Raw genomic sequence first — 22,674 nt, forward strand, 5'->3', positions numbered from 1 at the left:
TAAGCTAAGGGCAGCCTAACCCGGCACCCACCCCTGGGTTATGCCCCCATAACCCGGCCTTATGACTTCCCCAAGCTCTGCTTGGAGTCGGCGTGGGCCTCGCGGGCCGTGAGCTGCCCCTGGACGAAAGCGTCCGTATCGGGCGAGTACGGACCACCGTGGTCGAAGAGCAACTCCGTGATGCGCCGCCATTCCGCGACGGCGGCACGGGTCGCGGCGTCGGCGCCCTCCAGGTCGCCCGAGGCCTCCACGGCGGCGGCCTCGGCGGCTTCGAGCGCCTCCTGGGTCTGGTGGTGGGTCAGGCCGGTGGCCTGCTCCCGCACCCGGGCGCGGGCCGCGCGCTCCGCGTCGGAGGGGATGTGCGGTTCGTTGGCGGCGTCGTCGGTCACGGCGGTTCTGCCTCTGCTTCCTGATTCGGGGATCGTGGTGAACGGGCCTTGCGGGCGGAGCCCGCCCGGGGTCACCAGGTGTCGGTGACGGTCACGGGGAACTCCCCGCGCGTACGAACCGTGACGTTGCCCGCATCCGTGCCCCCGTACACCTCGTGCCGCCAGGCCGCGAAGACCCGTACCACCCTGCGGGCGTCGTCGCCGCGGCCCTTGCCCACCGAGCGGGTGGTGAAGGTCACCTCCGCGACGCCCCTCCCGCGCTCCTTGCGGACGAGCACCTCGCCCATGCCGTCCGCGGGAATGAACGTGTCCTCGTCCGTGCGGTGCCGCGCGTAATAGGCGACGAAGTCCCGCTTCATGTCGAACCACCCGGCCGCGCCGCACGGACCCGCGCCATTGGTGGCGCGGCCGGGTCCGGAGCTGCCGTCGGTGGGCGGGTCGGGCGCGCCGGAGTCCTGATCCGTGGGCGGACCGGCAGGGCCGCCCGTCTCCTGATCGGTCGGAGGGCCGGCGTAACCGCCCGTCTCCTCGTCCGTGGGCGGGCCGGCGTAGGCGCCCGTCTCCTCATCGGTCGGGGGACCGGCATATCCGCCCGTCTCCTCATCGGTCGGGGGACCGGCGTAACCGCCCGTCTCCTCGTCCGTCGGCGGGTCCGCGTATCCGCCCGTCCGCTCCTCCGTCGGGACGTCGGGCGCGGCAGTGGCGCCGCCCGCGCCCGCGTCCGTACCCGTCGTCCCGTACAGATCGCAGCGCTCCGGGCCGGGAGCCGCCACGGGAGCGGCGGGCCCGGCCGCCTCCCCGGCCCGTACGGTGCCGCAGGCCGCGAGTCCGGCGCACAGGAGTACCGCCAGCCCTGCCAGGGCCGTCCGTCCGGTCCGGGATACCTCAGTCGTCGTCATGTCTTCTCCCCCTCCGCCCGTGTAGAGGGCTCCGCGCGGGGCCCGGTTCCCTCGGGGCCGCCGTTCCCGCAGATCCGGGGAGCTGGTATCGCTGTGCCGCATGACGAACCCTCCGGCTCCCCCGATCCCCCTCGCGGCGCGGCCCGTCCTCTTCCTCGACGTGGACGGACCCCTCATCCCCTTCGGGTCCGCGCGGAGCTACCCGGCCTACGAGTCCCCCGGCGCGCCGGCCGGGGCCGACGGGCACCCCCTCCTCTCCCGGCTCGATCCCGCCCTCGGGCCGCGACTCGCCGCTCTGCCGTGCGAGCTCGTCTGGGCCACGACCTGGATGGACGACGCCAACGCCTGCGTCGCCCCTCGGCTCGGGCTGCCGGACCTGCCGGTGGCGGACTGGCCCGAACCCTCGGCCGGGGACCTCCGGAGCGGCACCCACTGGAAGACCGCCGGCCTCGTCGCGTGGGCCGCGGGCCGGGCGTTCGCTTGGGTCGACGACGAGATCGGCGACGCGGACCGCCGTTGGGTGTCCGCCCACCACCCCGGCCCGGCCCTCCTCCACCGCGTCGACCCCCAAGTCGGCCTTGGCGAGCGCGACTTCGCCGCCCTCGACATCTGGCTGCGCGCCCACACCTCCTGAGCACGGGCGGCGGCCTCCGCCCCTCCCCTGAACCGGCCGCCCATCGCCGACCGCCGCGACACGTCACCGGGCGCACTCCCGGAGAGCGTTCGCCGCACGCCGGGCCAACATGCCTGGCATCGACGCCCGTCCGGCATGGGTAGTCTTCCCGGGACACAGAGTGCGGCGGGTTCGGGGTGGGGTCATGGAGCGTCAGATGCGTGTGCCCGGTGCGGTACTGGCGGCCGTGCTGCTGCTGGCCGCCGCCGGCTGTTCCGGGGCGGGCGGCGGGACCGGGGCGGGTCCCGGCGACGACCCGAAGCCGGGCGGCGCCACACCCCCCACGTCATCCGCTCCCGCCGACGGGAAGCCCCCCTCCGGCGACGTCCTTCCCGGCATGGTCGGCGCCTCGGTGGCCCGTACCCAGCTGGCCGCGCTGAAGGTGGCCGCGCCGGGAACCATGTCCGGCTACAGCCGGGACAAGTTCACGCACTGGGCGGAGCAGGGCGACAAGTGCGACACCCGTGAGGTCATCCTCCAGCGGGACGGCGCGAACGTCACCCGCGACTCCGAGTGCAAGGCCGTGTCCGGCACCTGGACGAGCCTGTACGACGGGGTCGTGGTCACCGAGGCCAAGAAGATCGACATCGACCACATGGTGCCCCTCGCCGAAGGCTGGCGCTCCGGTGCGGCCGGCTGGGACGCCGCGAAGCGCAAGGCCTTCGCGAACGATCTGACGCGCCCTCAACTGCTGGCGGTGACCGCCTCCTCGAACCGATCCAAGGGCGACCAGAGCCCCGATCTGTGGCAGCCGCCGTCGAAGGCGTCCTGGTGCCAGTACGGGCGGGCCTGGACGACGGTCAAGTCCACGTACGGCCTGACCGTCACCGAGCCCGAGAAGAAGATGCTCTCCACCATGCTGGACACGTGCGCGGGCTGACGCCGCTCACCCGACCGTTCACCTCGCGACCGTTCACCCCAGGACCGCGATGCCCAGGGGACGCGACCCCGCCGCGAGCCGTCGGCTGTCCCCGCTGTCGAGGTCCACGACCGTGATGCCGTTCCAGTAGCCGTCGCGGGTGAAGCCCCCGGTGACGTAGGCCGTCCGCCCGTCCCGGGACACGGCCACGTCCTCGTGCGGCCCGTCCAGCGGGTACACCCGCTCCGAGCCGTCCGGGGAGCGGACCGTGAGGGAGGGCCCCTTGCCCTCGCCCGGTTCCACCGCCCCCGTCCCGACCACCAGCAGCCGGCCGTCCGCCGTGACCGCGGCCCCGTGCTGGTGCGTGTCGGCGGTCATCTCCTCCACCGTGGTGCGGCCCGTCTTCGGATCCACCACCGCGAGCCGCTCGCCCTCGAAGGGGAGCAGCAGCATCCCGTCCGCCGGCCGTACGACGGCGTAGTGCGGCTTCAGCCAGGAACCGAGCCCGCCCTCCGTCCCGTACGGGGCGACCTCGATGCGGCGCGGCGGCGCCGATCCGGCAGGGCCGCCGGATCCGACCGGCACGACGGTGACGTCGAAGGAGTCGTGGCCGGTGACGTACACCTGTGAGCCGTCGGGCGAGACGTCCACGTCGAAGGGCCGCCGCCCCACCGGGACCACTGCCGTGACCGCGCTCTTCGCCGTGTCGACGACCTCCAGCACGCCGGTGGTCCCGGGCACGTTGACCCCGACGTACGCGTGCGCGCCGTCAGGCGAGAGCGCGATGCCCATGCCGCCGCCCCGGTACTCGCCGTCGGTCACGGGCCCGGTGCCGGTGGTGCGGTACGGGATCAGGGCCAGCCGGGTCCGCGTCCGCGTGTCCACGACGGCGACCCCCTCGGCCGTGGCCACCCAGGCCCGGCCGTCCGCGCCGACCGCCAGGCCGTACGGGGCCCTGCCGACCGGCACCGAGCCGACCGCGCCGCGCCGCGGGTCCACGAAGGTGACGGTGTCGGCCCCGAAGTCGGCGACCAGGAGGGTGCCGCCCGGAGTGGTCGCGGCCGTCGGAAGCGGGGAGGCCGCGGGGGCGGCGGCCGGAGGCGCCCCGGGGGTGGAGCAGGCCCCCAGCAGCAGGGCTGCGGCGAGGGCCGCGAGGGCGGTACGGGTTCCCCGTACGCGGCGGCGCGGGTGCGGGCGGTCGTGCTGCGGCATGGGCGTGGCCCCTCTCGGTTCCGGGGGCGGGGCCGGTGGTGCGCCCGCTCCCCCGTACCCATCCTCACCTCGCGGGGCCGCCTCGCCGCTCGGCCCGGCGGCCGACAGCGGGGTCGGCCGATCGGTCGATGCGGGGACGCGCCCGGCAGGGGCGGATCAGCCCTCGTACTCCGTCAGGTCGATCCCGTGGAGGTTGAGGAGCGCGTGGGTCTCCGGGTGGTTGATGTCCTTCTCCGCGGTCATGCCCAGCTTGCGGATCACGTTCTCGGACTCGTCGTTGCCCGCCCGGTTGATGGCGACGACCCGGTCGAGACCCCGCTCCTGCAGGGCGAACTCCAGGGTGGCGTGCGCGGCCTCGGAGCCGTAGCCCTGACCCCAGAAGGATCGGCCGAGCCGCCAGGTGATCTCGGCCGCGGGCAGGACCTCGGGCAGCCACCACGGCATGGAGAGGCCGACGGCTCCGATCAGCTCGCCGGAGGCCAGCAGCTCCACGGCGAAGATCCCGAAGCCCTCCTCGTCCCACTCGTCCTCCCACCGCTCGATGGTCTCGGCGGTCTCCTCCATGTCGAGGGTCTCGCCGTCGCCGATCCAGCGCATCACCTCGGGGTCGGCGAGGATCTCCGACAGGGGGACGAGGTCGTCCTCGGACCAGCGGCGGAGGAGGAGGCGGGGGGTGCGGATCTCGGTCATGCCTCCCATCCTGCCGAACGCGCCGGACATCGCGTAATCGGGTCCCCCGCCGGGCCACCGGCGGGCCCCGCTAGGCCTCCGGAACCGCCTGACCTGCCACCGGATCCCCCACCGGACCTCCCACCGGGACGGTGATCGCGTCGAGCTGCGCCCGCAGGTGGACGTGCGAGTCGACCGGCTCGTGCATGATCCGTCCCAGCGGCGCCGGGAGGGATTCCACCCGGGTGTGCGGATCGCACTCGTAGAAGTAGACGAGCGAGAGCAGCTCCTCGGCGGGCGCGTCGGAGGGCGGCGGCAGCACCCGGTGACGGCCGGCCCGCCACCGGTCGCCCGTCCAGCGCGCCATCAGGTCCCCGATGTTCACGGTGAGCGCGGCCGGATCGTACGGAGCGTCCTGCCAGCCCTCGGCGTCGGTGTGGATCTGGAGGCCGCCCGCGCCCTGCTGGCGGTCCAGGACGGTGACGGTGCCGAAGTCGGTGTGGGCGCCGATGCGGAACTGGCCCGGCAGCGGCGGCCCGACGATCTCGGTGCCGGGGTACCAGTTGACGTTGAACCCCCAGGTGGGGTGGCCGGTGTGGCGGGTGAAATGGTCCGCTCCCAGGCCCAGGGCGCCGGCCAGCAGCTCCAGCAACTCGTCGGAGAGGGCCCGCATCGCGGCCAGGTACTCCGCCACCAGCGGTCGCAGTGCGGGCACTTCGGCCGGCCACGCGTTCGACCGGAACCACTCGGCGTCCACCGAGGCGTTCCCGGTCGGCTCCTCCGCCGCCCAGGACCAGGATTCCTTGAGGTCCGGCGGCGAGGCCGCGCCCTCCGCGTAGCTGTTGGCCTCGGCGCCCGGGCCGAGCCAGCCGCGGCCGCCGACCGCGACGGCGTACGGGGCCTTGGCGGCGGCCGGGAGCCGGAAGAAGGTCCGCGCCGCCTCCCGGATCCGCCCCGGCAGCTGCGGATCCACTCCGTGCCCGGTCACCAGCAGGAACCCGGCCACTTGGAGCGCCTCATCGACGCGGGAGGCCACCTGCCGGCGCGCCTCGGGCCCGCCGGAGCGCCACGGGCCGAGATCGATCACGGGGACCTGCGAACTCACCACGGGGGGACCTGCTTTCCGGCTCGGGGCGCCCGTCCACGGCCCGGGGCGTCTCTCGGGCAGCACTAGGCCGGGCTCAGGGTGTACCGGACCGTGCCTTCCCCGGAGCCCGCCTCCGTGAAACCGGCCCGTCGCAGCACGCCCCGCGAGGGGGCGTTGGTGTCGTCCGCCTCGGCCGCCAGCAGGGTGCAGCCCGGCTGCGCGAAGGCCCAGCCGGAGAGCGCCTTCGCCGCCTCGGTGGCGTAGCCGTTGCCGCGCGCCGACGGGACGAGGTCGTAGCCCAGCTCGGCGCGGCCGTCGGCGTCCGGGGCGGCGTGGAAGCCCATCCCTCCGATCGCCCGCCGGTCGCCGGCCCGGATGATGGCGTACGGGCCCCAGCCCGGCCGGTACGTCCCTTCCTCGCGCGCCTCGGCCGTCCGGCCGGCGGCGTACCGCGTGCCCTCGCCGGGTCCGTCCTCGGCCCAGACGAAGCCTCCGGTGCCGCCCGCGTGCAGGTCGGCCGCCACGTTCGGGCTGATCTCACAGAGCAGTACGCGCTCGGCCCGGACGGGTTCGAAGTACCAGCGCCAGATCGTCTGCCGGGACCGGCCGGGCAGTTCGCCCCGGCCGGTGGCCCACAGCAGGGTGCGCCAGGAGTCGTCGGCGTCCCCGTGCGGGAGGTGCGGGAAAAGGCGGTCCAGGACCAGGGCGGGCAGCTCGGGGCCGGGCCGCCAGTCGTGCACGCCGAGGCCGCCGAGCACGTCGTGGGTGTGCAGCAGCGTCTCGATGACGCCCATCGCGGCGAAGCCGCCGGCGTCGGCCATTCCCGCCGGATGCCACGCGCGGACCTCCGGTCCGGCGAGGGGCACGACGGCGGACAGGAAGCGGCCGGAGGCGGTGATCATGTCGAGCACCCCGGCCGGGGTGGTTCCCTCGTCCGCCCGGACCTCCAGGGGGACCCACGTGTCGGTGGCGCGCACCGCGAGCTGCGCGGCGTAGGAGACCAGGTCCTCGGCCACGTGCACCGCGGTGTCGTAGCAGCTCCAGTCCAGCCCGGCGGCCGGGGTGCCCCAGTCGCGGTGCGCCACCGCACCCAGTGCTTCGGTGGCGAGCGACACCGCCAGCTCGATGTCGGCGGCGGTCGCGGGGGAACCCTTGTAGATCATCATCCGGCAAACCCTAGTGCTGTGGCCGGAAAGGGGATATCCGCGCCCCGGTGGCGCGCCTGCGCGGCCGCGCCGTGGCCGGGACGCTACTGCTTGTGCTCGGACGGCGCGCTGACCGCGCCCCGGTGAAGGGCGGAGCAAAACGGTGGAGATTTCGACGAGGGACGTCTTCGGGGCGCCGTGCTGGGTGAGCCTGATGGCCCGGGACCTGGGCGCCGCGCAGCGGTTCTACGGTGAGGTCGCGGGCTGGCGGTTCCGGCCCGCACGGCTCGGCGAGGCCTTCACCGTGGCCGAGCTGGACGGGATGCCGGTGGCCGGGATCGGGGCGCTGGCCGGGGATCTGGCGGTGGCCGTGGCCTGGACCCCGTACTTCGCGGTCGACGACGCCGACGTGGCGGTGGACCGGATCCGCGAGCGCAGCGGCACGATCGCCGTCGGCCCGGTCTCCTTCGAGTCGGGGGGCCGCGGGGCGCTGGTCGCGGACCGGGACGGGGCGGTGTTCGGGATCTGGGAGGGCCAGGTCTCCTCGGGCTGGCGGGTCGGGACGGGACAGGCTCCGGCCTGGCTGGAGCTGCGCACCCGGGACGCCTTCGAGTCGGCGATCTTCTACGGGGAGGTCCTGGAGTGGGCCACCGGCCGAGCCGGCTGCTGCGAGGTGGCGTACGAGGAGGACCGCGTCGTGCTGCGCCAGGACGGGGAGCCGGTGGCGCGCCTCGACAGCGGTCCGGTGGAGCCGGGCTCCTACAGTCCGTACACCCGGCCGCGCTGGCACGTGCACTTCCGGGTGCCCGCGCTGGAGCCGGCGGTGGCGGCGGCGGTCGCGCTGGGCGGCCGCACGGTGTCCGAGCCCGGGTCGAGCGAGACGGAGCGGTGGGTGGCGCTGCGCGATCCGGACGGGGCGCTGTTCACCCTCACCGCGTCCCGTACGGACGGCGGGGCCGACGGGGGCTGACGGGGGGGTGCCCCTATGGGTTTGGTCAAGCTGATGGGGCGGGTTGGGGTTCGTAGAAGGTGCCGTCTCGGAGCATCGCGAAGAGGACGTCGGCTCGTCGTCTGGCGAGGCAGAGGAGGGCTTGGGTGTGGTGTTTGCCCTGGCTGATCTTCTTGTCGTAGTAGGCCCGGGAGACCGGGTCGGCCAAGGCGGCGAACGCGGAGAGGAAGAAGGCCCGTTTGAGCTGCTTGTTTCCTCTCCGGGACGGTTGTTCGCCGCGGATCGAGGACCCTGAACTGCGGGTCGCCGGGGCGAGCCCGGCATAGGCGGCGAGGTGGGCGGCGGACGGGAAGCTGGATCCGTCGCCGACGTCGATGAGGATGCGGGCTCCGGTCCTGACGCCGATCCCCGGCATGGACGTCAGGACCTTGGAAAGAGGGTGGTTCTGCAGCAGTTCCTCGATCCGGGCGGCGATGAGTTTGCGCTGGTCAAGCACCGCTTGGAGCGAGCCGGCGAGGCTCGGGACGATCAGTGCGGCCGCGTCCGTGCCGGGCACGACGACGGTCTGTTCGTTCAGGGCGGTGAAGATGTCCTCGATCAGCCGCTCTGCCATCCGCGGTGCCTTCGGGCGTATCAAGGTCACGAGCCGGCGGCGTCCGGCCTTGCGGATCTGTGCCGGGGAACCGAACTGGTCGAGGAGCCTGAGCACGGCCGGGTGCTGGATGCGCGGGCCCAGGATCCGTTCCAGAGACGGGTGGATCTGCGTGAGCAGGCCCCGCAGCCGGTTGCTGATCCGGGTTGCCTCACCGGCCAGATCGTCGTCGAATCCGACGATCATCTCCAGCTCGGCGATGGTCTCGTCCTCGAGGTCCACCGAACGGAGCGTGTGAGGCATGACGCGGGCCGCGTCCGCGATGACGAACGCGTCGCGGGCATCGGTCTTGGCCTCGCCGGGATAGAGATCGGCGATCCGCCTCATCGTCAGTCCGGGCAGATAGGCGACCGGGCAGCCCATGTCCCTTGCGACCGCGAGCGGCAGGGCTCCGATGGAGGCCGGCTGGTCGACCACGACGAGCACGGTCCCGTGCTTGGCCTGCAGTTTCCCGAAAACCTCGCGGAGCTTGGGTTCGCTGTTGGGCAGCCGTTTGTCGAAGGCCTTCTTCCCGGCCGGCGTGACGGCGGTGGCGTGGTGTTCGCCCTTGCCGACGTCCAGGCCGAGGAAGGCGCCGATGCCGCTGATGTCGATCACACGCGTCCTCCGGTCGTCCTCTTCGCCCGGCCGTCCCACGGCACCGATCGCCACATCCACATTACGAAGAGCCTCCCGACCTGCGAAGAAGTCGGTGGTCATGCCCCTAATCAGCGGTCTGTCGATGCCTCCGGAGCCGGTGACACCACCCCCCAAGACATGAGATCGACAGGGGGAGAAAGTCATGCCAACTCCGGAGGCCGGGCGCCCCGTTGCGGGGCAAGCAAAACGGTAATGGGGGGACGGACAGATCTGCCGGGCCTGCCGGATCCACCGGGCCTGCCGGATCTACGGGGCCTGCGGCGTCCGGCGGGTCCGGGTCCAGTCGACGAGCTCGTCCTCGGACCAGGTGTTGACGACCCGGTCGGCGCTCACCCCGCATTCCAGGGCGCGTTCGCAGCCGAGCGTCTGCCAGTCGAGCTGTCCCGGGGCGTGCGCGTCGGTGTCGATCGCGAAGAGGGTGCCCGCGGCCACGGCGAGCCGCAGCAGCCGGCGCGGCGGGTCGAGCCGCTCGGGCCGGCTGTTGATCTCCACGGCGGCGCCCGACTCGGCGCAGGCCGCGAAGACGGCCTCGGCGTCGAACTCCGACTCCGGCCGGGTCTTGCCCGTCACCAGCCGCCCGGTGCAGTGGCCGAGGACGTCGAGGTGCGGGTTGCGCACGGCGGCGACCATCCGCCGGGTCATGGCGCGGGCGTCCATCCGGAGCTTGGAGTGGACGGAGCCGACCACCAGGTCCACCTCGGCCAGGAGTTCCGGTTCCTGGTCCAGCGACCCGTCGTCGAGGATGTCGCACTCGATGCCGGTGAGCAGTCGGAACGGGGCCCAGGTCGCGTTGAGTTCGGCGACCGTGCGCAGTTGCTCCCGCAGCCGCTCCGGGGAGAGTCCCCGGGCCACGGTCAGACGGGGCGAGTGGTCGGTGAGCACCGCCCAGTCGTGCCCGAGGGCGGCCGCGGCCCGGGCCATCGCCTCGATGGTGCTGCCGCCGTCCGACCAGTCGGAGTGCAGGTGGCAGTCGCCGCGCAGGGCGGCGCGCAGCGCGAGGGCTTCGGGGCTGGGCGGTGGGCCCACGGGGTGGGCCGCGGCCTTCTCCTCCAGCCCCTGCAAGTACGCGGGGGTCGTTCCGCCGAGGGCTTCGCGGACGACCTGGGCGGTCTTCGGGCCGATGCCCTTGACGGCTTCGAGGGTGCCCGCTCCGACCCGTTCGGCGAGCTCGCCCTCACCCATCCGGCCGATGGCGGCGGCCGCCGTGCGGAAGGCCTGGACCCGGTAGGTCGGCTCCTGGGCGCGTTCCAGCAGGAAGGCGATCCTGTCCAGCGCGGCCACCGGGTCCATCGCGTGTCCCTCCACGAAGCGGCGAAACGACGGAGAGGGGGCCGGGTCGCTGACCCGCGCCCCCTCTCCGCCCGGGTCAGGCGCCGTCGGCCGGGTCGGCCGCCGGACGGTACTGCAGGGCCAGTCCGGCGAGTACGGCGCCAGCCGCCGCGCTCAGCACCGCCGTGATGCCGGCCCACTCCAGGGAGCCGCCGACCGCGCCGCCGAGCGGGTCGAATCCGGCGACGCCGCCGGCCACGTGGAGCCCGGCCACACCGAGCGCGACCACCGCGCCGGCCCGCCACGCGCCGGCCGTGTCCCGTACCGCCAGCAGGGCGCCGGCGGTCAGGCAGAGCAGGGTGACGGCCAGGGCGAGCAGCCCGCCGGGGTCGCCGGAGCCGAGGGCCGCCAGATCACCGGGGACGTGCAGCGCACCGCAGAGCAGCAGTGCGAACGCCACCGGCCAGCGCAGTATGTGGCGCAGCGCGCCCTTGCCCGGCCGTGCCGCGCCCCGGGCCGGGGTCTGCGACGGGCCCCGGGCCGGTGCCTGGGCCTGGGGCTGCGGTGCGGGCGGGCGGACCGGGGTCCGTTCCCGCTCCGCCGGCTCGGGGCGGGACTGCGGGGGCTGTTCACCGGTGCCGAGGATGCTGACGAGCAGGGCCACGTCCTCGATGGGCCGGCCGAGGGCGGCGGCCCGCAGCGTGATGTCGGTTTCGACCCGCTCGTGCGGGGGCTCGCCCAGCAGGGTCACCATCTCGCGGACCTCGTGGACGGGCCGGGCCACGGCGGCCGCGCGCAGCGCGGCGTGCCCGGGGTTGGGGACCTGCCCGGATTCCTTGAGGAGGTTCACCAGGTCGGTGACCTCCCGGACCGGACGGCCGGTGGCGGCGGTCTCCAGCACGGTGCGGGCGGTCGCCCCCGCGGGCCGCGGTCCGGGGTCCGGGCCGGGTGCGGCGCCTGCCCCGTGACCGGCCTGGGCCTCGGGAGCGGTCCCGGACCGGGGGCCGGACTGGGCGCCGGACTGGGGAAGCGACTGGGGACCGGACTCGGGCTCCGGCTCGGGGCCGAAGTCGAGGCCGTCCGTGCCGGGGGCCGGCGGCCGGACGTCCGTGGGGTCGGGGAGCCGGCGCGGTTCTTCGTACTCCGTCGCGGCGAGCGTGATCGGGTCATTCATGGAAAGCTCCGTTCGCCGACGCGCGGGTCTACACATCGCGCGCCGGTCATCGTGCGTCATGGGAAGCGCACGCTTTGTTACATTCAGCGGCACCCGGCCGCGCTGCGCCATTCGGGGCGGGCAAACGGGGGTCCCCCGCGGTGCCGCGGGCCCTGCCGGCGCCCGCCGTGGGCATGGTGGGGGCATGAAGGGTACGGAGGTACTGGCCGACGCGTTCGGCCGGATCCGGGGCGTGGTGCACGAGGCCGTCGAGGGGCTGGAGCCCGGACAGCTCGATGCGCGGATCGACCCCGGCGCGAACTCGATCACCTGGCTCGTCTGGCACCTGACCAGGATCCAGGACGACCACGTGGCCGACGCGGCCGGCTGGGAACAGGTCTGGGACGCGCAGGGCTGGGAAGAGCGGTTCGGGCTGGCCCTGCCCCCCGGCTCGACCGGCTACGGGCACACCGCCCGCGAGGCGGGCGCCGTCCGGGTCGGCTCGGGGGAGCTCCTGCTGGGGTACTTCGACGCCGTCCACGCGCAGACGGAGCGGTTCCTGCGGGGGCTGTCCGCCGCCGACCTGGACCGGGTGGTCGACGAACGGTGGGATCCGCCGGTGACCCTCGGGGTGCGGCTGGTCAGCGTGATCGGCGACGACCTCCAGCACGCGGGGCAGGCGGCCTTCGTCCGGGGCGTGCTGACGAGGGGCCGCTGATGGTGTCCGCGGGAGCCCTGCTGCTGGCCCTCCTCCTCGCGGCCGCCGCCCCCGCTGCCACGCCCCCAACCGCCCCCTTCCCCTCCCCCTCCCCCGGCCCCGAAGCCGCAACCGGGGCCCGCGCCTGGGCCCGGGCCGGCTCCGCGCCGCTCGACCGAGCCCGGGCCGACGGGACCGGCCACCGCTCGGGTGCGGGTGTCGACGCCGGTACAGACGCCGACGCCGGCTCAGGAAGCGGCACCGGCACCGGCACCGCCGAACGGCCCGTCGTCGACACCGACCGGGGAGCGGTGCGCGGGCGGAAGGCCGCCGGGTACCTCACCTTCGAGGGCATCCCGTACGCCGCCCCGCCGACCGGGCCGCTGCGCTGGCGGCTCCCGGAGCCCGCCGCGCGCTGGACGAACGTACGGGACGCCGGTGCGCCCGGGGCCCGTTGCGTGCAGCTGCCCGCGGTGGGACCGGGCGGCCCGAGCGGCTCGGAGGACTGCCTGTTCCTCAACGTGACGGCTCCGGAGCCGGCGGCCCGGGACACCTCCGGCCGGCCCGTCATGGTCTGGTTCCACGGCGGCGGGTTCATGAACGGCGCCGGGGACCTGTACCGGCCGGGCCGGCTGGCTTCGGCGGGCGGGGCCGTGGTCGTCACGGTCAACTACCGGCTCGGGATCTTCGGGCTCTTCGGGCATCCCGCGCTCCACGGCGCCCCCGACTTCGCGCTCGCCGACCAGCAGGCCGCCCTGCGCTGGGTGCGGGCCAACGCCGCCCGCTTCGGCGGCGATCCCGGCAACGTCACCGTCTTCGGCGAGTCCGCCGGCGCCCTGAGCGTCTGCATGCACCTCGCTTCCCCGGCCTCGGCCGGTCTGTTCCACCGGGCGATCGTGCAGAGCGGCTCCTGCTCGCTCACCGTCCCGGCACACTCGTGGCTCCCCGCGCTGCCCGCCTACGAGCCGTTCGTGCCGGAGCCGCGCACCGTGGCCGAGGGGGTCGCCGCGGCGGCCCGGCTCGGCTGCGGCCGGCCGGCGGACGAGGAGGTACTGCGGTGCCTGCGCGGCCTCGCCCCCGAGGCCCTGGCCACACCCGAGCTCATGCTGCGCTTCTCCGCGGTGTCCCACGGCACCCCGCTGCTCCCCACCGAGCCCCGACGGGCCCTGGAACGCGGGGAGTTCCACCGGGTCCCGGTGATGCAGGGCTCGACCCGCGACGAGATGCGGATCTTCCTCGGGCAGACCCTGACCGCCTACCCGGTCGCCGATCCGCGGGCCTACCGGTCCCGGCTGCGCGCCGCGTTCGGGGCGCGGGCCGGGCTCGTCGAGGCCGCCTATCCGGTGACGGCCCATCCGACTCCCGCGCTGGCCTTCGCCGCCGTGCTGACGGACGCCTCCTTCGTCTGCCCGCAGCTGCGGGACAGCCGTGCGCTGGCGCGGCACGTGCCGACGTACGACTACGGGTTCGACGACCGGAGCGCACCTGACTTCGCCTCACTGCCGCCGGTGCCGGGCTTCCCCCTCGGGGCCTCTCACGGGTCCGAGCTGCCGTACCTCTTCGACAGCGGGCTCCCGCTGAGCTCCGCACAGCGGATGCTCGCGGAGCGGATGCTCGGCTACTGGACCCTGTTCGCGGCGACCGGCGATCCGAACGCCCCCGGGACGGGGCCCTGGTGGCCGCGCTCCCCCGCCGTGCTGTCCCTGGCGCCGGGGCCCTCGGGCGCGATCCGCCCGGTGGACGCGGCGGCCCGGCACCACTGCGGGCTGTGGGACTCCGCAGGACAGACTGTCGCTCTCGAAAGGGCGGGCTCGTGACCGGTTTGACGGACATCCTCCAGACGTACGTGGACGACGGGACCCTGCCGGGGGCGGTGGCCCTGGTGGACCGGGGCGACGGCGAGGAGCCCGAAGTGGCCGCCGTGGGCGGCGCGGACGCCGGGGGCGGGGCCCCGATGGTCCGCGACTCGATCTTCCGCATCGCCTCGCTCACCAAACCGGTCACGGCGGCGGCGGTCATGATGCTGGTGGAGGACGGCCGGTTCGCGCTGACCGACGCGGTCGCGCCCTGGCTGCCGGAGATCGCCCGACCGATGGTCGTACGGACGCCCGCGAGCCCGGTCGACGACGTGGTCCCGGCGAAGCGGCCGGTGACGGTGGCCGACCTGATGACCTTCCGCGCGGGGTGGGGCTTCCCCTCCGACTTCTCGCTCCCGGCGGTCGCACCGCTCTTCGGCGAGCTGCGCCAGGGCCCGCCCGGGCCGCAGGAGGTCCCGGGGCCGGACGAGTGGATGGCCGCGCTGGGCCGGATCCCGATGCTGCACCAGCCGGGCGAGGCCTGGCTGTACAACACCTGTTCGGACGTGCTGGGCGTGCTGATCGCCCGGGTGGCGGGGTGCTCGCTGCCGGAGTTCCTGGCGGAGCGGATCTTCGAGCCGCTGGACATGCCCGACACCGGGTTCACCGTGCCGGCCGGGCAGTCGGGCCGGTTCACGCACTCCTACCGGGCCGGCCCGGACGGGGGCCTCGACCTCGTGGACGGCCCCGACGGGCAGTGGAGCACCGCGCCCGCCTTCCCGTCCGGTGCGGGCGGCCTGGTCTCCACGGCCGACGACTACCACCGCTTCGCCCGGATGCTGCTCGACGGGGGCGGCCCGCTGCTCTCGGCCGATTCGGTGCGGCGGATGACCACCGACTGGCTGACCCCGGACCAGCGGGCCGGGGCCGCGCTGTTCCTGGAGGGCCAGGGCTGGGGGTTCGGCGGGTCGGTCGACGTTGTGCCGGCCGACCCGTGGAACGTACCCGGCCGCTACGGCTGGATCGGCGGCACCGGCACCGCCGCCCACATCGTGCCCGCGACGGGGGCCGTCACCATCCTGCTGACGCAGCGGGAACTGACCGGCCCGTCGCCCTTGCCGGAGCCGATGCGCGCGGTGTGGGCGTACGCGGCCGCCTAGGAGGCCGGTGCGCCCACACTCCCTGTTCCCCCTCAGTGGTTCTCGGTCGGCCTCAGGTCGCGCGGGATCAGCGTCCAGGTGGTCGCCGCGGCGGCGATCGCGAGGACACCGGCCATCAGGAACGCCGAGGTGATCGCGAGGGTGTAGGCCTGCGAGGCGGCGTCGAGCAGGGTCCGGCCGACGCCGCCGCCGAGCTGTTCGGCGGTGTGGGCGGCCTCGCCCACGGAGTCCCGTACGGCGGCCAGGGTGGTGGAGTCCAGGTCCAGTGCCGGGAGGTTGCCCCGGTAGAGCGTGGCGGCGGTGGAGCCGAGGATGGCGACGCCCATGGCCGAGCCGAGTTCGTAGCAGGTCTCCTCGATGGCGGCGGCGCTGGAGACCTGGTCGGCCGGCGCCGCGGAGATGAGGGTGACCGAGGCGACGGTGGTCGCGATGCCCGTGCCCACGCCCATGATGGTCAGCGCGACGGCGAAGGCGGGGTAGCCGAGGCCGGTGAACTGCTGGAGGGTCCAGGGCAGGGCCATGCCCGCGGCGAGGACCACCAGGCCGCCGCCGAGCACGTGGCGGATCGCGAAGCGCTGCATGAGGGTCGGGGCGACCATCGAGGCGCAGATCAGCGCGAGCGGGGCCGGGAGCAGGCGCAGGCCCGCCTCCAGCGGGGTGTACCCCTGGCCGTACTGGAACCACTGGGTGACCAGGAACAGGATCGCGCCCATGCCCACCATGGGCAGGAAGATCGCGGTGGCGGCCACGCTGAAGGCGGGCTTGGTGAAGAGCCGGACCTGGAGCAGCGGGTTGTCCACGCGGAGCTGGCGGCGGACGAACAGGGTCAGCGCGACGGCGGCGAGGACCAGCAGGGCCCAGGGCAGCGGGTCGGCGACGCCGCTCTTGCCGAGCTGCTTGATGCCGCCCGCGAGGGCGAGCATGCCGACGATCGACTGGCCGACGCCGGTCCAGTCCCACTTGCCGGTGGAGCGCGGGGAGCGGGATTCGGGGAGGTAGCGCAGGCCGGCCGCGACGATCACGGCGGTGACGGGCAGGTTGAGGAGGAAGGCGGAGTGCCAGCCGTAGTCCTGGACGAGCAGACCGCCGACGACGGGGCCGAAGGCCATGCCGCCGCCGAACACGGCGGCCCAGACGGCGAGGGCGAAGGCGCGCTCCTTGGCGTCGGTGAAGACGCTGCGCAGGATCGACAGGGTGGAGGGCATGATCGCGGCGCCGCCGACGCCGAGGAGGGCGCGGGCCGCGATGACGTGCCAGGCCTCGGTGGAGAAGACGGCTATGAGCGAGGCGAGGGCGAAGATGCCGAAGCCCGCCATGAGCAGCCGCTTGCGGCCCCAGCGGTCGCCGAGGGCGCCCGCGGTGACCAGCAGCCCGGAGAGGGCGAGTGCGTAGATGTCGATGATCCACAACTGCTGTACGGCGCCCGGCTGGAGGTCGCCGACGAGCGAGGGGAAGGCCACGTTGAGGATCGTGGTGTCCATCGAGATGAGCAGGAGACTGCCGGAGAGGATCGTGAGCACGATCCAGCGGCGCGGGTCCTGCGTGGGGGTGTGCATGGGGGTTCCGTTCACGGTTGTTTCACGGTCGTACGCGGGAGGTTCGGGGGGCGCGGGTCACGCGGCCGGGGACGGCCGGGTTCCGCTGAGGAAGGAGGCGAGGACGAGCCGGCCGATGTCGCGGCGGGCGAGGTGGCCGTCGCGGACGCCCTCGGCGGCGGCGTCGAGGAGCCCCCAGAGCGAGTACCAGATCCAGTACGCGGGGAGGTCGACGCGGAGCCGGCCGAGGCGCTGGCCGAGCGCGAGGAAGGCGAGGGCCCGCTGGTCCTGGCGCTGGATCCCGGCCCGGAACTCGGGGTCGGCGAGCACGGTGGCATCGCGCGAGGTGAACCCGTACAGGTGCGCGGCGGGCAGCAACCCGGTGACGAGCAGCTCCAGCGCGGCGTCGAACTCCGCTCCGTCGGCGTCGGCGGCCAGGTCGGCGGGGGCGAGGCACCCGTCGACCACGTCGATGGCCCGGACGGCGACGGCCTTGAGGAGCGCCTCGCGGGTGGCGTAGCGCCGGCTGAGCGTGGCGCGGCTGGTCCCGATGCCTGCGGCGATGTGCGCCATGGAGGCACTGTGATCGCCGGCGAGCACGCGTGCGGCGCCGTCCAGCAGCTCTTCTTCGTTCATCAGGCGATCCTCCTTCGTATCAAACGATACAAATTTGTCTCACATGATGCAAGTCTGTTGCGCGACAGGCGTACGCCGCGGCCTTTGGCATGATCGGAGAGCCGATCTCGATCCACCCGTACGCCGTCTGATCCCGGGCGGATCCGCCAGTACGCTGTTCGGGTGACGACGGACGAGAAGCAGGGCTCCGAGCAGGCCCTCGCGGCGGCGGCGAAGTACGAGAAGTGGAAGGAGAACGGCGTGCTGCTGCGCGCGTTCTTCTACATCGCCGGCACGCACCTCTTCGCCGGGTTCGTCTGGCTGCTGTTCCTGCTGGGCGAGCACGCCGAGAAGTAGACGCCCGCCCGCACATCCCTCCGGGGGGTCAGCCCTGTTCTTCCGTTCCCGTGCGGGCGCGGGCGCCCGAGCGGGTGCGGCCCGTGGTCTGGGCGCGTTCCGGGTGGCGGCGTACGTACTCGCGCTCCAGCTCCGCCATCCGCCGGGTGTGCGTGACCAGCGCGTCCTCCGATCCGTGCAGCAGGGTCTCGTGACGCGTGCGGTGGATGGCTTCGAGCTCCTTCATCAGGCGGCCCTCTTCCAGCCCGCCCGCCGACGGCCCGGCCTCGCGGGCTTCGCGCTCCGCCATGGCAGGTCACCTCTCCCTCGGCCGGGCCGGGCCTCTCGCCCGGCCGTGCTCATCCCATCATCACCGAGGGGAAGAGATAGACACTGTCTACCGAACGGTGCTAGACACTGCCCATGGATCAGGACAGCGGGCTGCGCGAGCGGCTCATCGACGTCGGTGTGGAGCTCGTGACGAGCGAAGGGACCGCCGCGCTCGGGCTGCGCGAGATCGCCCGCCGCGCCGGGGTGTCCCACGGGGCTCCCCGGCGGTACTTCGCCACCCACCACGCCCTGCTGTCCGCCATCGCCCGGCGCGGGTTCGAGGAACTCGACTCCCGCATCCCCGCCGCGATGGCGGGCCCGGGGGCGGACGACCCGCGCGGGCAGGTGCGGGCGCTGGGGCGGGCGTACGTCGGCTACGCGCTGGAGCACCGCGGCATGTTCGAGCTGATGTTCCGCCACGACCTGCTGGACGGCAGCGGGCAGGACGGGCCGCCGCAGGCCCGGCTCCGGGACTCCACGCTGCCGCTGTTCGAGCTGCTCGTCTCCCTGGTCGCCCGGTGCGGAACCGCCGAAGCCCCCCGCATCACCGCCGCCGCGTACTGGGCCAATCTGCACGGCGTGGCGCAGCTGTGGGCCTGGGGCCGTCTGCCGCTCGTCCTCGACGGCGATCCGGAGGCCTCCGTCGACCGGGTGGTCGACGCCGCCCTGGACGCCCACCTGCCGGTGCGCCGCCCGTGAGGCCCGGCTCGCGCTCTGCGTCAGCGCCGCCTGCGCGATGCTCGTCGCCCGACCTTGGCGCGAGGCTGGGTCTGCTGAGCCTGGCCGCCTTCCTGGTCCTCGCCGGCCGGCTGGGCGACCGGTACGGGCACACCCGGCTGCTGTTCACCGGCGTCCTCGGCCTCGCGGCGGCGCCGGGGACCGGGGCTTCGGTCACGGCGCTGACCGCACCGGCCGCCGCAGGGCTGCTGCCCGCATCACGACTGCCGTCGTCACGGCTCCCCTCGTCACGGCTGCCCGCATCACGACTGCCGTCGTCAGGGCTGCCCGGGGACGGTCGCGCGGGCCACGCAGCTGCGGGCCACCTCGTCGGCGAAGGCGCGGGCGAGCGGGGAGAGGGCGGACCAGCGCCGGACGGCCCAGCCGACGGCGAGCGGCGGCAGCGCGGGGACCGGCACGAGGCGCAGCGGTCCGTCTGATCCGGGGACCTGCCAGCCGGGCAGCGCCGGTACGACGGCGTGGCCGAGGCCCAGTTCGGCGAGGAGGAGGGCGGTGTCCCAGTCGGCGGCGCTGGTGTCGGAGCTGATCCGGATGCCCGCTTCGGCGAGGGCGGCGTCGAGCTGGGCGCGGGAGGTGGAGTTCTCCGGCAGCCGGATGTGGCGGACGGCGCCGAGGTCGGCCGGCTCCAGCCGGGAGCGGGCGGCCAGGGGGTCGTCGGCGCGGACCGCCAGAACCCAGGGCAGCCGCATGACGGGGCGCTGTTCGATGCCCCGCACGGGGCCGCCGATGGTGATCCACGCGAGGTCGAGGTCCTCGGCGGAGAGGGCTTCGAAGCAGCTACGGCTGGAGTTCTCGGTCTGGAACTCCAGGCTGGCCCGGGGGTGGCCGCGCCGGAAGGCGACGATCGCCTCGGCCATGAAGTGCCGCACGGTGGTGGCCCCGGTGGTGACGCGGACCGAGCCGCCGTCGCCCCGTACCAGGTCGTCGAGCCGGCGCAGGGCTCCGTCGAGCCCGGCGATGCCGTCGGCGGCGGCCGCCCGGAGGATCAGACCGGCCCCGGTGGGCGACACCCCGCGCGGATGGCGCTCCAGGAGCGCGGTGCCGGTCTCCTTCTCCAGACGGCGGATGTGCTGGCTGACGGCGGACTGGGTGCGGCCGAGGTCGCGGGCGACGGCACTGAGGCTGCCGGCCCGGCAGACGGCGACGAAGACGCGGAGATCATCGAGGGTCACAACCCCCAAGATATCCCTGGGGGGTTAAGAGAAATCCGGAGGATTGACTTGGATGTCCGGCTGTCCGACGATCAGTTCACGGCCCAGGGCGGCAACCCGGCCCCGCCATCGCGAGGGCGGAACCGGGTGCCGACCCGCCGCCACGAGGGCGCGCATCGAGTCGTGCTCAACGTGCGGGATGCGCCTTCACGGCACGGTCCGGCCCGATAGCCGGCCTTACGCGACGCGAGTACGAGTGCAACTGACCCATCCGGACGGGGAGTTCATCGAGCCGTACCTGCCGATCGGCCGACCGGCCGTGGACGCGGGGTCTCACCCCGCGGGTTCCGCGTCGGTGTCGTCGGTGCCGACCGGGCCGCGGGGAAGCATCCGGTCCAGCCACTTCGGCAGCCACCAGTTGGCCCGGCCGAGGAGCGTCATGGTCGCCGGTACCAGCACCATGCGAACGACCGTGGCGTCGATGAAGATCGCGGTGGCCAGGCCGAGTCCGAACATTTTGATGGAGGGGTCGTCGGCGACGGCGAAGGACAGGAAGACCGCCACCATGATGAGGGCGGCCGAGGTGATGATCCGGGCGGTGCCCGAGACGCCCTCGACGATCGCCGTGCCGTTGTCGCCGGTGCGCAGGTACTCCTCGCGTACGCGGGAGAGGAGGAACACCTCGTAGTCCATCGACAGGCCGAACAGGATGGCGAAGAGGAACATCGGGATGAACGACACGATCGGAACCGTCGCTTCCAGCCCGATGAGTGCGCCTCCCCAGCCCCACTGGAAGACCGCGACCATGATGCCGTAGGCCGCGCCGATGCTCAGCAGATTCAGCAGTACCGCCTTGAGCGGTACGAGTATCGAGCGGAAGACCAGCATCAGCAGCAGGAACGACACCGCCAGCACGGTGGCGACGAACACCGGCAGGCGTTGGCTGGTGCGTCGGCCCACATCGGACAGGCTCGCGGTGGCGCCGCCGACGTGGGCCCTGGCCGGGCCGGGCCCGATCGCCGTGGGCAGCACGTCGGCGCGCAGCCGGGCCGTGGTGTCGGCCGTGGCCTCGTCCTGAGGGCTGGTGGTCGGGAACACCACGAGGGTCGCGATGCCGGTGGCCCGATCGATGTGCGTCGGCGCGACGGATGCGATGCCCGGATCCGCCGCGACCGCCCCGACGAGTCGGTCCAGCACTCCCGGATCACCGGTGGGGTCCACGGCGATGACGAGGGGGCCGTTGGTGCCCGGGCCGAATCCCTCGGCGACGAGGTCGTAGGCGCGGCGCTCGGTACGGCTGTGGGGCAGTGAGCCGTCGTCGGGCAGGCCGACGCGCAGGCCGAGCACGGGCAGCGTCGCGGTCAGCAGCAGCGCCGCGGCGCCGATCGCGTACGGCACCGGGTGCCGGCTGACGTGCCCGATCCAGCGCCGCCAACCGGCGGCGGGAGCGGCGCCCGCCACCGCGTCCCGCTGCCGTGCGAACCGGCCCGGCTTCCCGGTCCGCAGAGCCCGGCCGATCCGGCCGGCCCGGGCCAGGCGCGGGCCCGCCGCACCGAGGAAGGCCGGCAGCAGCGTCACCGACGCGAGCACCATCGTCAGGACGACGATCGAGACGGCAACCCCGCCCACCGTCATGAACGGCACGTCCGCGACCGCCAGGCCGAGGATCGATACGACGACGGTGCCGCCGGCGAAGACCACAGGCCGCCCCGCCGTTGCCACCGCGCGTCCGGCCGCCGTCTGCGGATCGAGCCCGCGCGCGAGGTACTCCCGGTGCCTCGCGAGCACGAACAGCGCGTAGTCGATGCCCACTCCGAGCCCGACCATGCTGCCCAGGACGGGGGCGAAGGTGGGGACTTCCGTCACCCCCGCCAGTACCGTCATCGTGGCGACCCCGATGGTCAGCCCGAAGACCGCCATGCCGATCGGCAGCGCGGCGGCGACCAGCGAACCGAACGCCAGGAACAGGATCGCGGCCGCGGCGAGGAGGCCGATCAGCTCGCTCGTGCCGCCGTCGGGGTCGGAGAAGGCGTAGAAGAGGTTTCCGCCCATCTCGATGCGCAGCGGCAGCTCGGGGCGCAGCCGGTCGCCGAGTTCGACGAGGGCGTCGAGGTCTTCGGCCGACAGCCGGCTCTGGTCGGGGTACTGCACCCGGACGACCGCGATCCGCCCGTCGGCCGAGACGAGGCCTCCGCGCACGGCGGTGTCCCCGCGTGCGTCGAGTGCCCCCGCCGGGTCGCTCGTGCCGAGCACGTGCGGCAGCCGCTTCACCTCGGTCTGCAGCCGCGTGAGAGCGGTGCGCGCGCTGCCGTGGTCGAAGAACGTCGCACCGCCGTCGAGGGGCGTGACGACCACTTGGGCGGTCATCCCCTCCTGCCCGGTGCCGGCCCGCTCGATCAGTTCCGCGGCCCGTTGGGAGTCCAGCCCCGGAGCGGTCATCGAGTCCGCGGTCCGCCCGCCGAAGGCGACCGCGGCGAGGACGGCGAGGGTGGCGGCGATCAGCCATGCCGTGATCACCCGCCAGGGATGGCGGGCGGCACTTGTACCCAGGCGCAACAGGGCTTTCGAGAGCATCGGGTCCTCCAACCACCTCGTCGGCCGTCCTTGTACGGCCGACGATGCCGAGGCTCGTCGCCACGGCGCTCCGCGGCATCGGCCCGCGGGCCGCGGATCCGTCGGCCCCGGGGAGGAGTGACGACCCGTCCTTTCGGCCGATGCGCG

General features: G+C 74.0%; 22 protein-coding genes. 8 read left to right on the forward strand and 14 right to left on the reverse strand.

What is annotated here, in order from left to right:
- Nucleotides 1-59: 59 nt before the first annotated feature.
- Complete coding sequence (locus OHA37_RS02340) at nt 60-389, reverse strand: hypothetical protein (protein ID WP_266901903.1); 330 nt, start codon at nt 387-389, stop codon at nt 60-62.
- 71 nt (nt 390-460) lie between these two features.
- Nucleotides 461-1,288 carry a hypothetical protein gene (locus OHA37_RS02345; protein WP_266901905.1) on the reverse strand — a complete coding sequence of 276 codons (828 nt, stop codon included), beginning with the start codon at nt 1,286-1,288 and terminating at the stop codon, nt 461-463.
- A 100-nt stretch (nt 1,289-1,388) separates the two neighbouring features.
- Between OHA37_RS02345 and OHA37_RS02350 the strand changes: the two genes are divergently transcribed.
- Complete coding sequence (locus OHA37_RS02350) at nt 1,389-1,922, forward strand: HAD domain-containing protein (RefSeq protein WP_266901907.1); 534 nt, start codon at nt 1,389-1,391, stop codon at nt 1,920-1,922.
- A gap of 196 nt (nt 1,923-2,118) precedes the next feature.
- Nucleotides 2,119-2,841, forward strand: a complete 723-nt coding sequence (locus OHA37_RS02355) for an HNH endonuclease family protein (protein ID WP_266901909.1) — start codon at nt 2,119-2,121, stop codon at nt 2,839-2,841.
- Between the two features lie 33 nt (nt 2,842-2,874).
- Here the strand turns inward: OHA37_RS02355 and OHA37_RS02360 are convergent, their stop codons facing one another.
- The 4 genes from OHA37_RS02360 to OHA37_RS02375 form a co-directional block, all read right to left on the reverse strand.
- Nucleotides 2,875-4,032, reverse strand: coding sequence for a YncE family protein (locus tag OHA37_RS02360; RefSeq protein WP_266901911.1), 1,158 nt, complete (start codon nt 4,030-4,032; stop codon nt 2,875-2,877).
- A gap of 156 nt (nt 4,033-4,188) precedes the next feature.
- Nucleotides 4,189-4,722 carry a GNAT family N-acetyltransferase gene (locus tag OHA37_RS02365; protein ID WP_266901913.1) on the reverse strand — a complete coding sequence of 178 codons (534 nt, stop codon included), beginning with the start codon at nt 4,720-4,722 and terminating at the stop codon, nt 4,189-4,191.
- Between the two features lie 70 nt (nt 4,723-4,792).
- The gene (locus OHA37_RS02370; protein WP_266901915.1) at nt 4,793-5,809 is read right to left on the reverse strand and encodes an isopenicillin N synthase family dioxygenase; all 1,017 of its coding nucleotides are present in this window, start codon (nt 5,807-5,809) and stop codon (nt 4,793-4,795) included.
- A 62-nt stretch (nt 5,810-5,871) separates the two neighbouring features.
- Nucleotides 5,872-6,954, reverse strand: coding sequence for a GNAT family N-acetyltransferase (locus OHA37_RS02375; protein WP_266901917.1), 1,083 nt, complete (start codon nt 6,952-6,954; stop codon nt 5,872-5,874).
- Between the two features lie 193 nt (nt 6,955-7,147).
- Between OHA37_RS02375 and OHA37_RS02380 the strand changes: the two genes are divergently transcribed.
- The gene (locus tag OHA37_RS02380; RefSeq protein ID WP_266912459.1) at nt 7,148-7,903 is read left to right on the forward strand and encodes a VOC family protein; all 756 of its coding nucleotides are present in this window, start codon (nt 7,148-7,150) and stop codon (nt 7,901-7,903) included.
- Nucleotides 7,904-7,928: 25 nt separating this feature from the next.
- On the opposite strand, the gene OHA37_RS02385 is transcribed toward OHA37_RS02380, so the two are convergent.
- The 3 genes from OHA37_RS02385 to OHA37_RS02395 form a co-directional block, all read right to left on the reverse strand.
- Complete coding sequence (locus OHA37_RS02385) at nt 7,929-9,131, reverse strand: IS110 family transposase (RefSeq protein ID WP_266912461.1); 1,203 nt, start codon at nt 9,129-9,131, stop codon at nt 7,929-7,931.
- 288 nt (nt 9,132-9,419) lie between these two features.
- Complete coding sequence (locus OHA37_RS02390; RefSeq protein WP_266912463.1) at nt 9,420-10,463, reverse strand: PHP domain-containing protein; 1,044 nt, start codon at nt 10,461-10,463, stop codon at nt 9,420-9,422.
- A 76-nt stretch (nt 10,464-10,539) separates the two neighbouring features.
- Nucleotides 10,540-11,616, reverse strand: a complete 1,077-nt coding sequence (locus OHA37_RS02395; protein ID WP_266901919.1) for a hypothetical protein — start codon at nt 11,614-11,616, stop codon at nt 10,540-10,542.
- Nucleotides 11,617-11,800: 184 nt separating this feature from the next.
- Here OHA37_RS02395 and OHA37_RS02400 point away from each other — a divergent pair, with 184 nt between their 5' ends.
- From OHA37_RS02400 to OHA37_RS02410, 3 genes are read left to right on the forward strand one after another with little or no spacing between them, the layout of a single operon-like run.
- Nucleotides 11,801-12,313, forward strand: a complete 513-nt coding sequence (locus OHA37_RS02400; RefSeq protein ID WP_266901921.1) for a mycothiol transferase — start codon at nt 11,801-11,803, stop codon at nt 12,311-12,313.
- Nucleotides 12,313-14,109: a carboxylesterase/lipase family protein gene (locus tag OHA37_RS02405; RefSeq protein WP_266901923.1), complete on the forward strand. Its 1,797-nt coding sequence runs from the start codon at nt 12,313-12,315 to the stop codon at nt 14,107-14,109. The genes OHA37_RS02400 and OHA37_RS02405 overlap by 1 nt, the downstream gene beginning before the upstream one ends.
- The gene (locus tag OHA37_RS02410; RefSeq protein WP_266901925.1) at nt 14,106-15,248 is read left to right on the forward strand and encodes a serine hydrolase domain-containing protein; all 1,143 of its coding nucleotides are present in this window, start codon (nt 14,106-14,108) and stop codon (nt 15,246-15,248) included. The genes OHA37_RS02405 and OHA37_RS02410 overlap by 4 nt, the downstream gene beginning before the upstream one ends.
- Before the next feature lie 32 nt (nt 15,249-15,280).
- On the opposite strand, the gene OHA37_RS02415 is transcribed toward OHA37_RS02410, so the two are convergent.
- Complete coding sequence (locus OHA37_RS02415) at nt 15,281-16,804, reverse strand: MFS transporter (RefSeq protein WP_266901927.1); 1,524 nt, start codon at nt 16,802-16,804, stop codon at nt 15,281-15,283.
- A gap of 57 nt (nt 16,805-16,861) precedes the next feature.
- Nucleotides 16,862-17,419, reverse strand: coding sequence for a TetR/AcrR family transcriptional regulator (locus tag OHA37_RS02420; RefSeq protein WP_266901929.1), 558 nt, complete (start codon nt 17,417-17,419; stop codon nt 16,862-16,864).
- 162 nt (nt 17,420-17,581) lie between these two features.
- Between OHA37_RS02420 and OHA37_RS02425 the strand changes: the two genes are divergently transcribed.
- Nucleotides 17,582-17,755, forward strand: a complete 174-nt coding sequence (locus OHA37_RS02425; protein ID WP_266901931.1) for a DUF6126 family protein — start codon at nt 17,582-17,584, stop codon at nt 17,753-17,755.
- A 28-nt stretch (nt 17,756-17,783) separates the two neighbouring features.
- Here OHA37_RS02425 and OHA37_RS02430 read toward each other — a convergent pair whose 3' ends face one another.
- Complete coding sequence (locus OHA37_RS02430) at nt 17,784-18,044, reverse strand: DUF6158 family protein (RefSeq protein ID WP_266901933.1); 261 nt, start codon at nt 18,042-18,044, stop codon at nt 17,784-17,786.
- 113 nt (nt 18,045-18,157) lie between these two features.
- Here OHA37_RS02430 and OHA37_RS02435 point away from each other — a divergent pair, with 113 nt between their 5' ends.
- Entirely contained in the window at nt 18,158-18,763 is a 606-nt protein-coding gene (locus OHA37_RS02435) for a TetR/AcrR family transcriptional regulator (RefSeq protein ID WP_266901935.1), read from the forward strand.
- Between the two features lie 296 nt (nt 18,764-19,059).
- Here the strand turns inward: OHA37_RS02435 and OHA37_RS02440 are convergent, their stop codons facing one another.
- Both OHA37_RS02440 and OHA37_RS02445 read right to left on the reverse strand, forming a co-directional pair.
- Nucleotides 19,060-19,974: a LysR family transcriptional regulator gene (locus tag OHA37_RS02440; RefSeq protein ID WP_266901937.1), complete on the reverse strand. Its 915-nt coding sequence runs from the start codon at nt 19,972-19,974 to the stop codon at nt 19,060-19,062.
- A gap of 312 nt (nt 19,975-20,286) precedes the next feature.
- On the reverse strand, nt 20,287-22,527 hold the full coding sequence (locus OHA37_RS02445) for an MMPL family transporter (RefSeq protein WP_266901939.1): 2,241 nt from the start codon (nt 22,525-22,527) through the stop codon (nt 20,287-20,289).
- Between the last annotated feature and the right edge of the window lie 147 nt (nt 22,528-22,674).

Source organism: Streptomyces sp. NBC_00335 (assembly GCF_036127095.1).
Classification (GTDB): domain Bacteria; phylum Actinomycetota; class Actinomycetes; order Streptomycetales; family Streptomycetaceae; genus Streptomyces.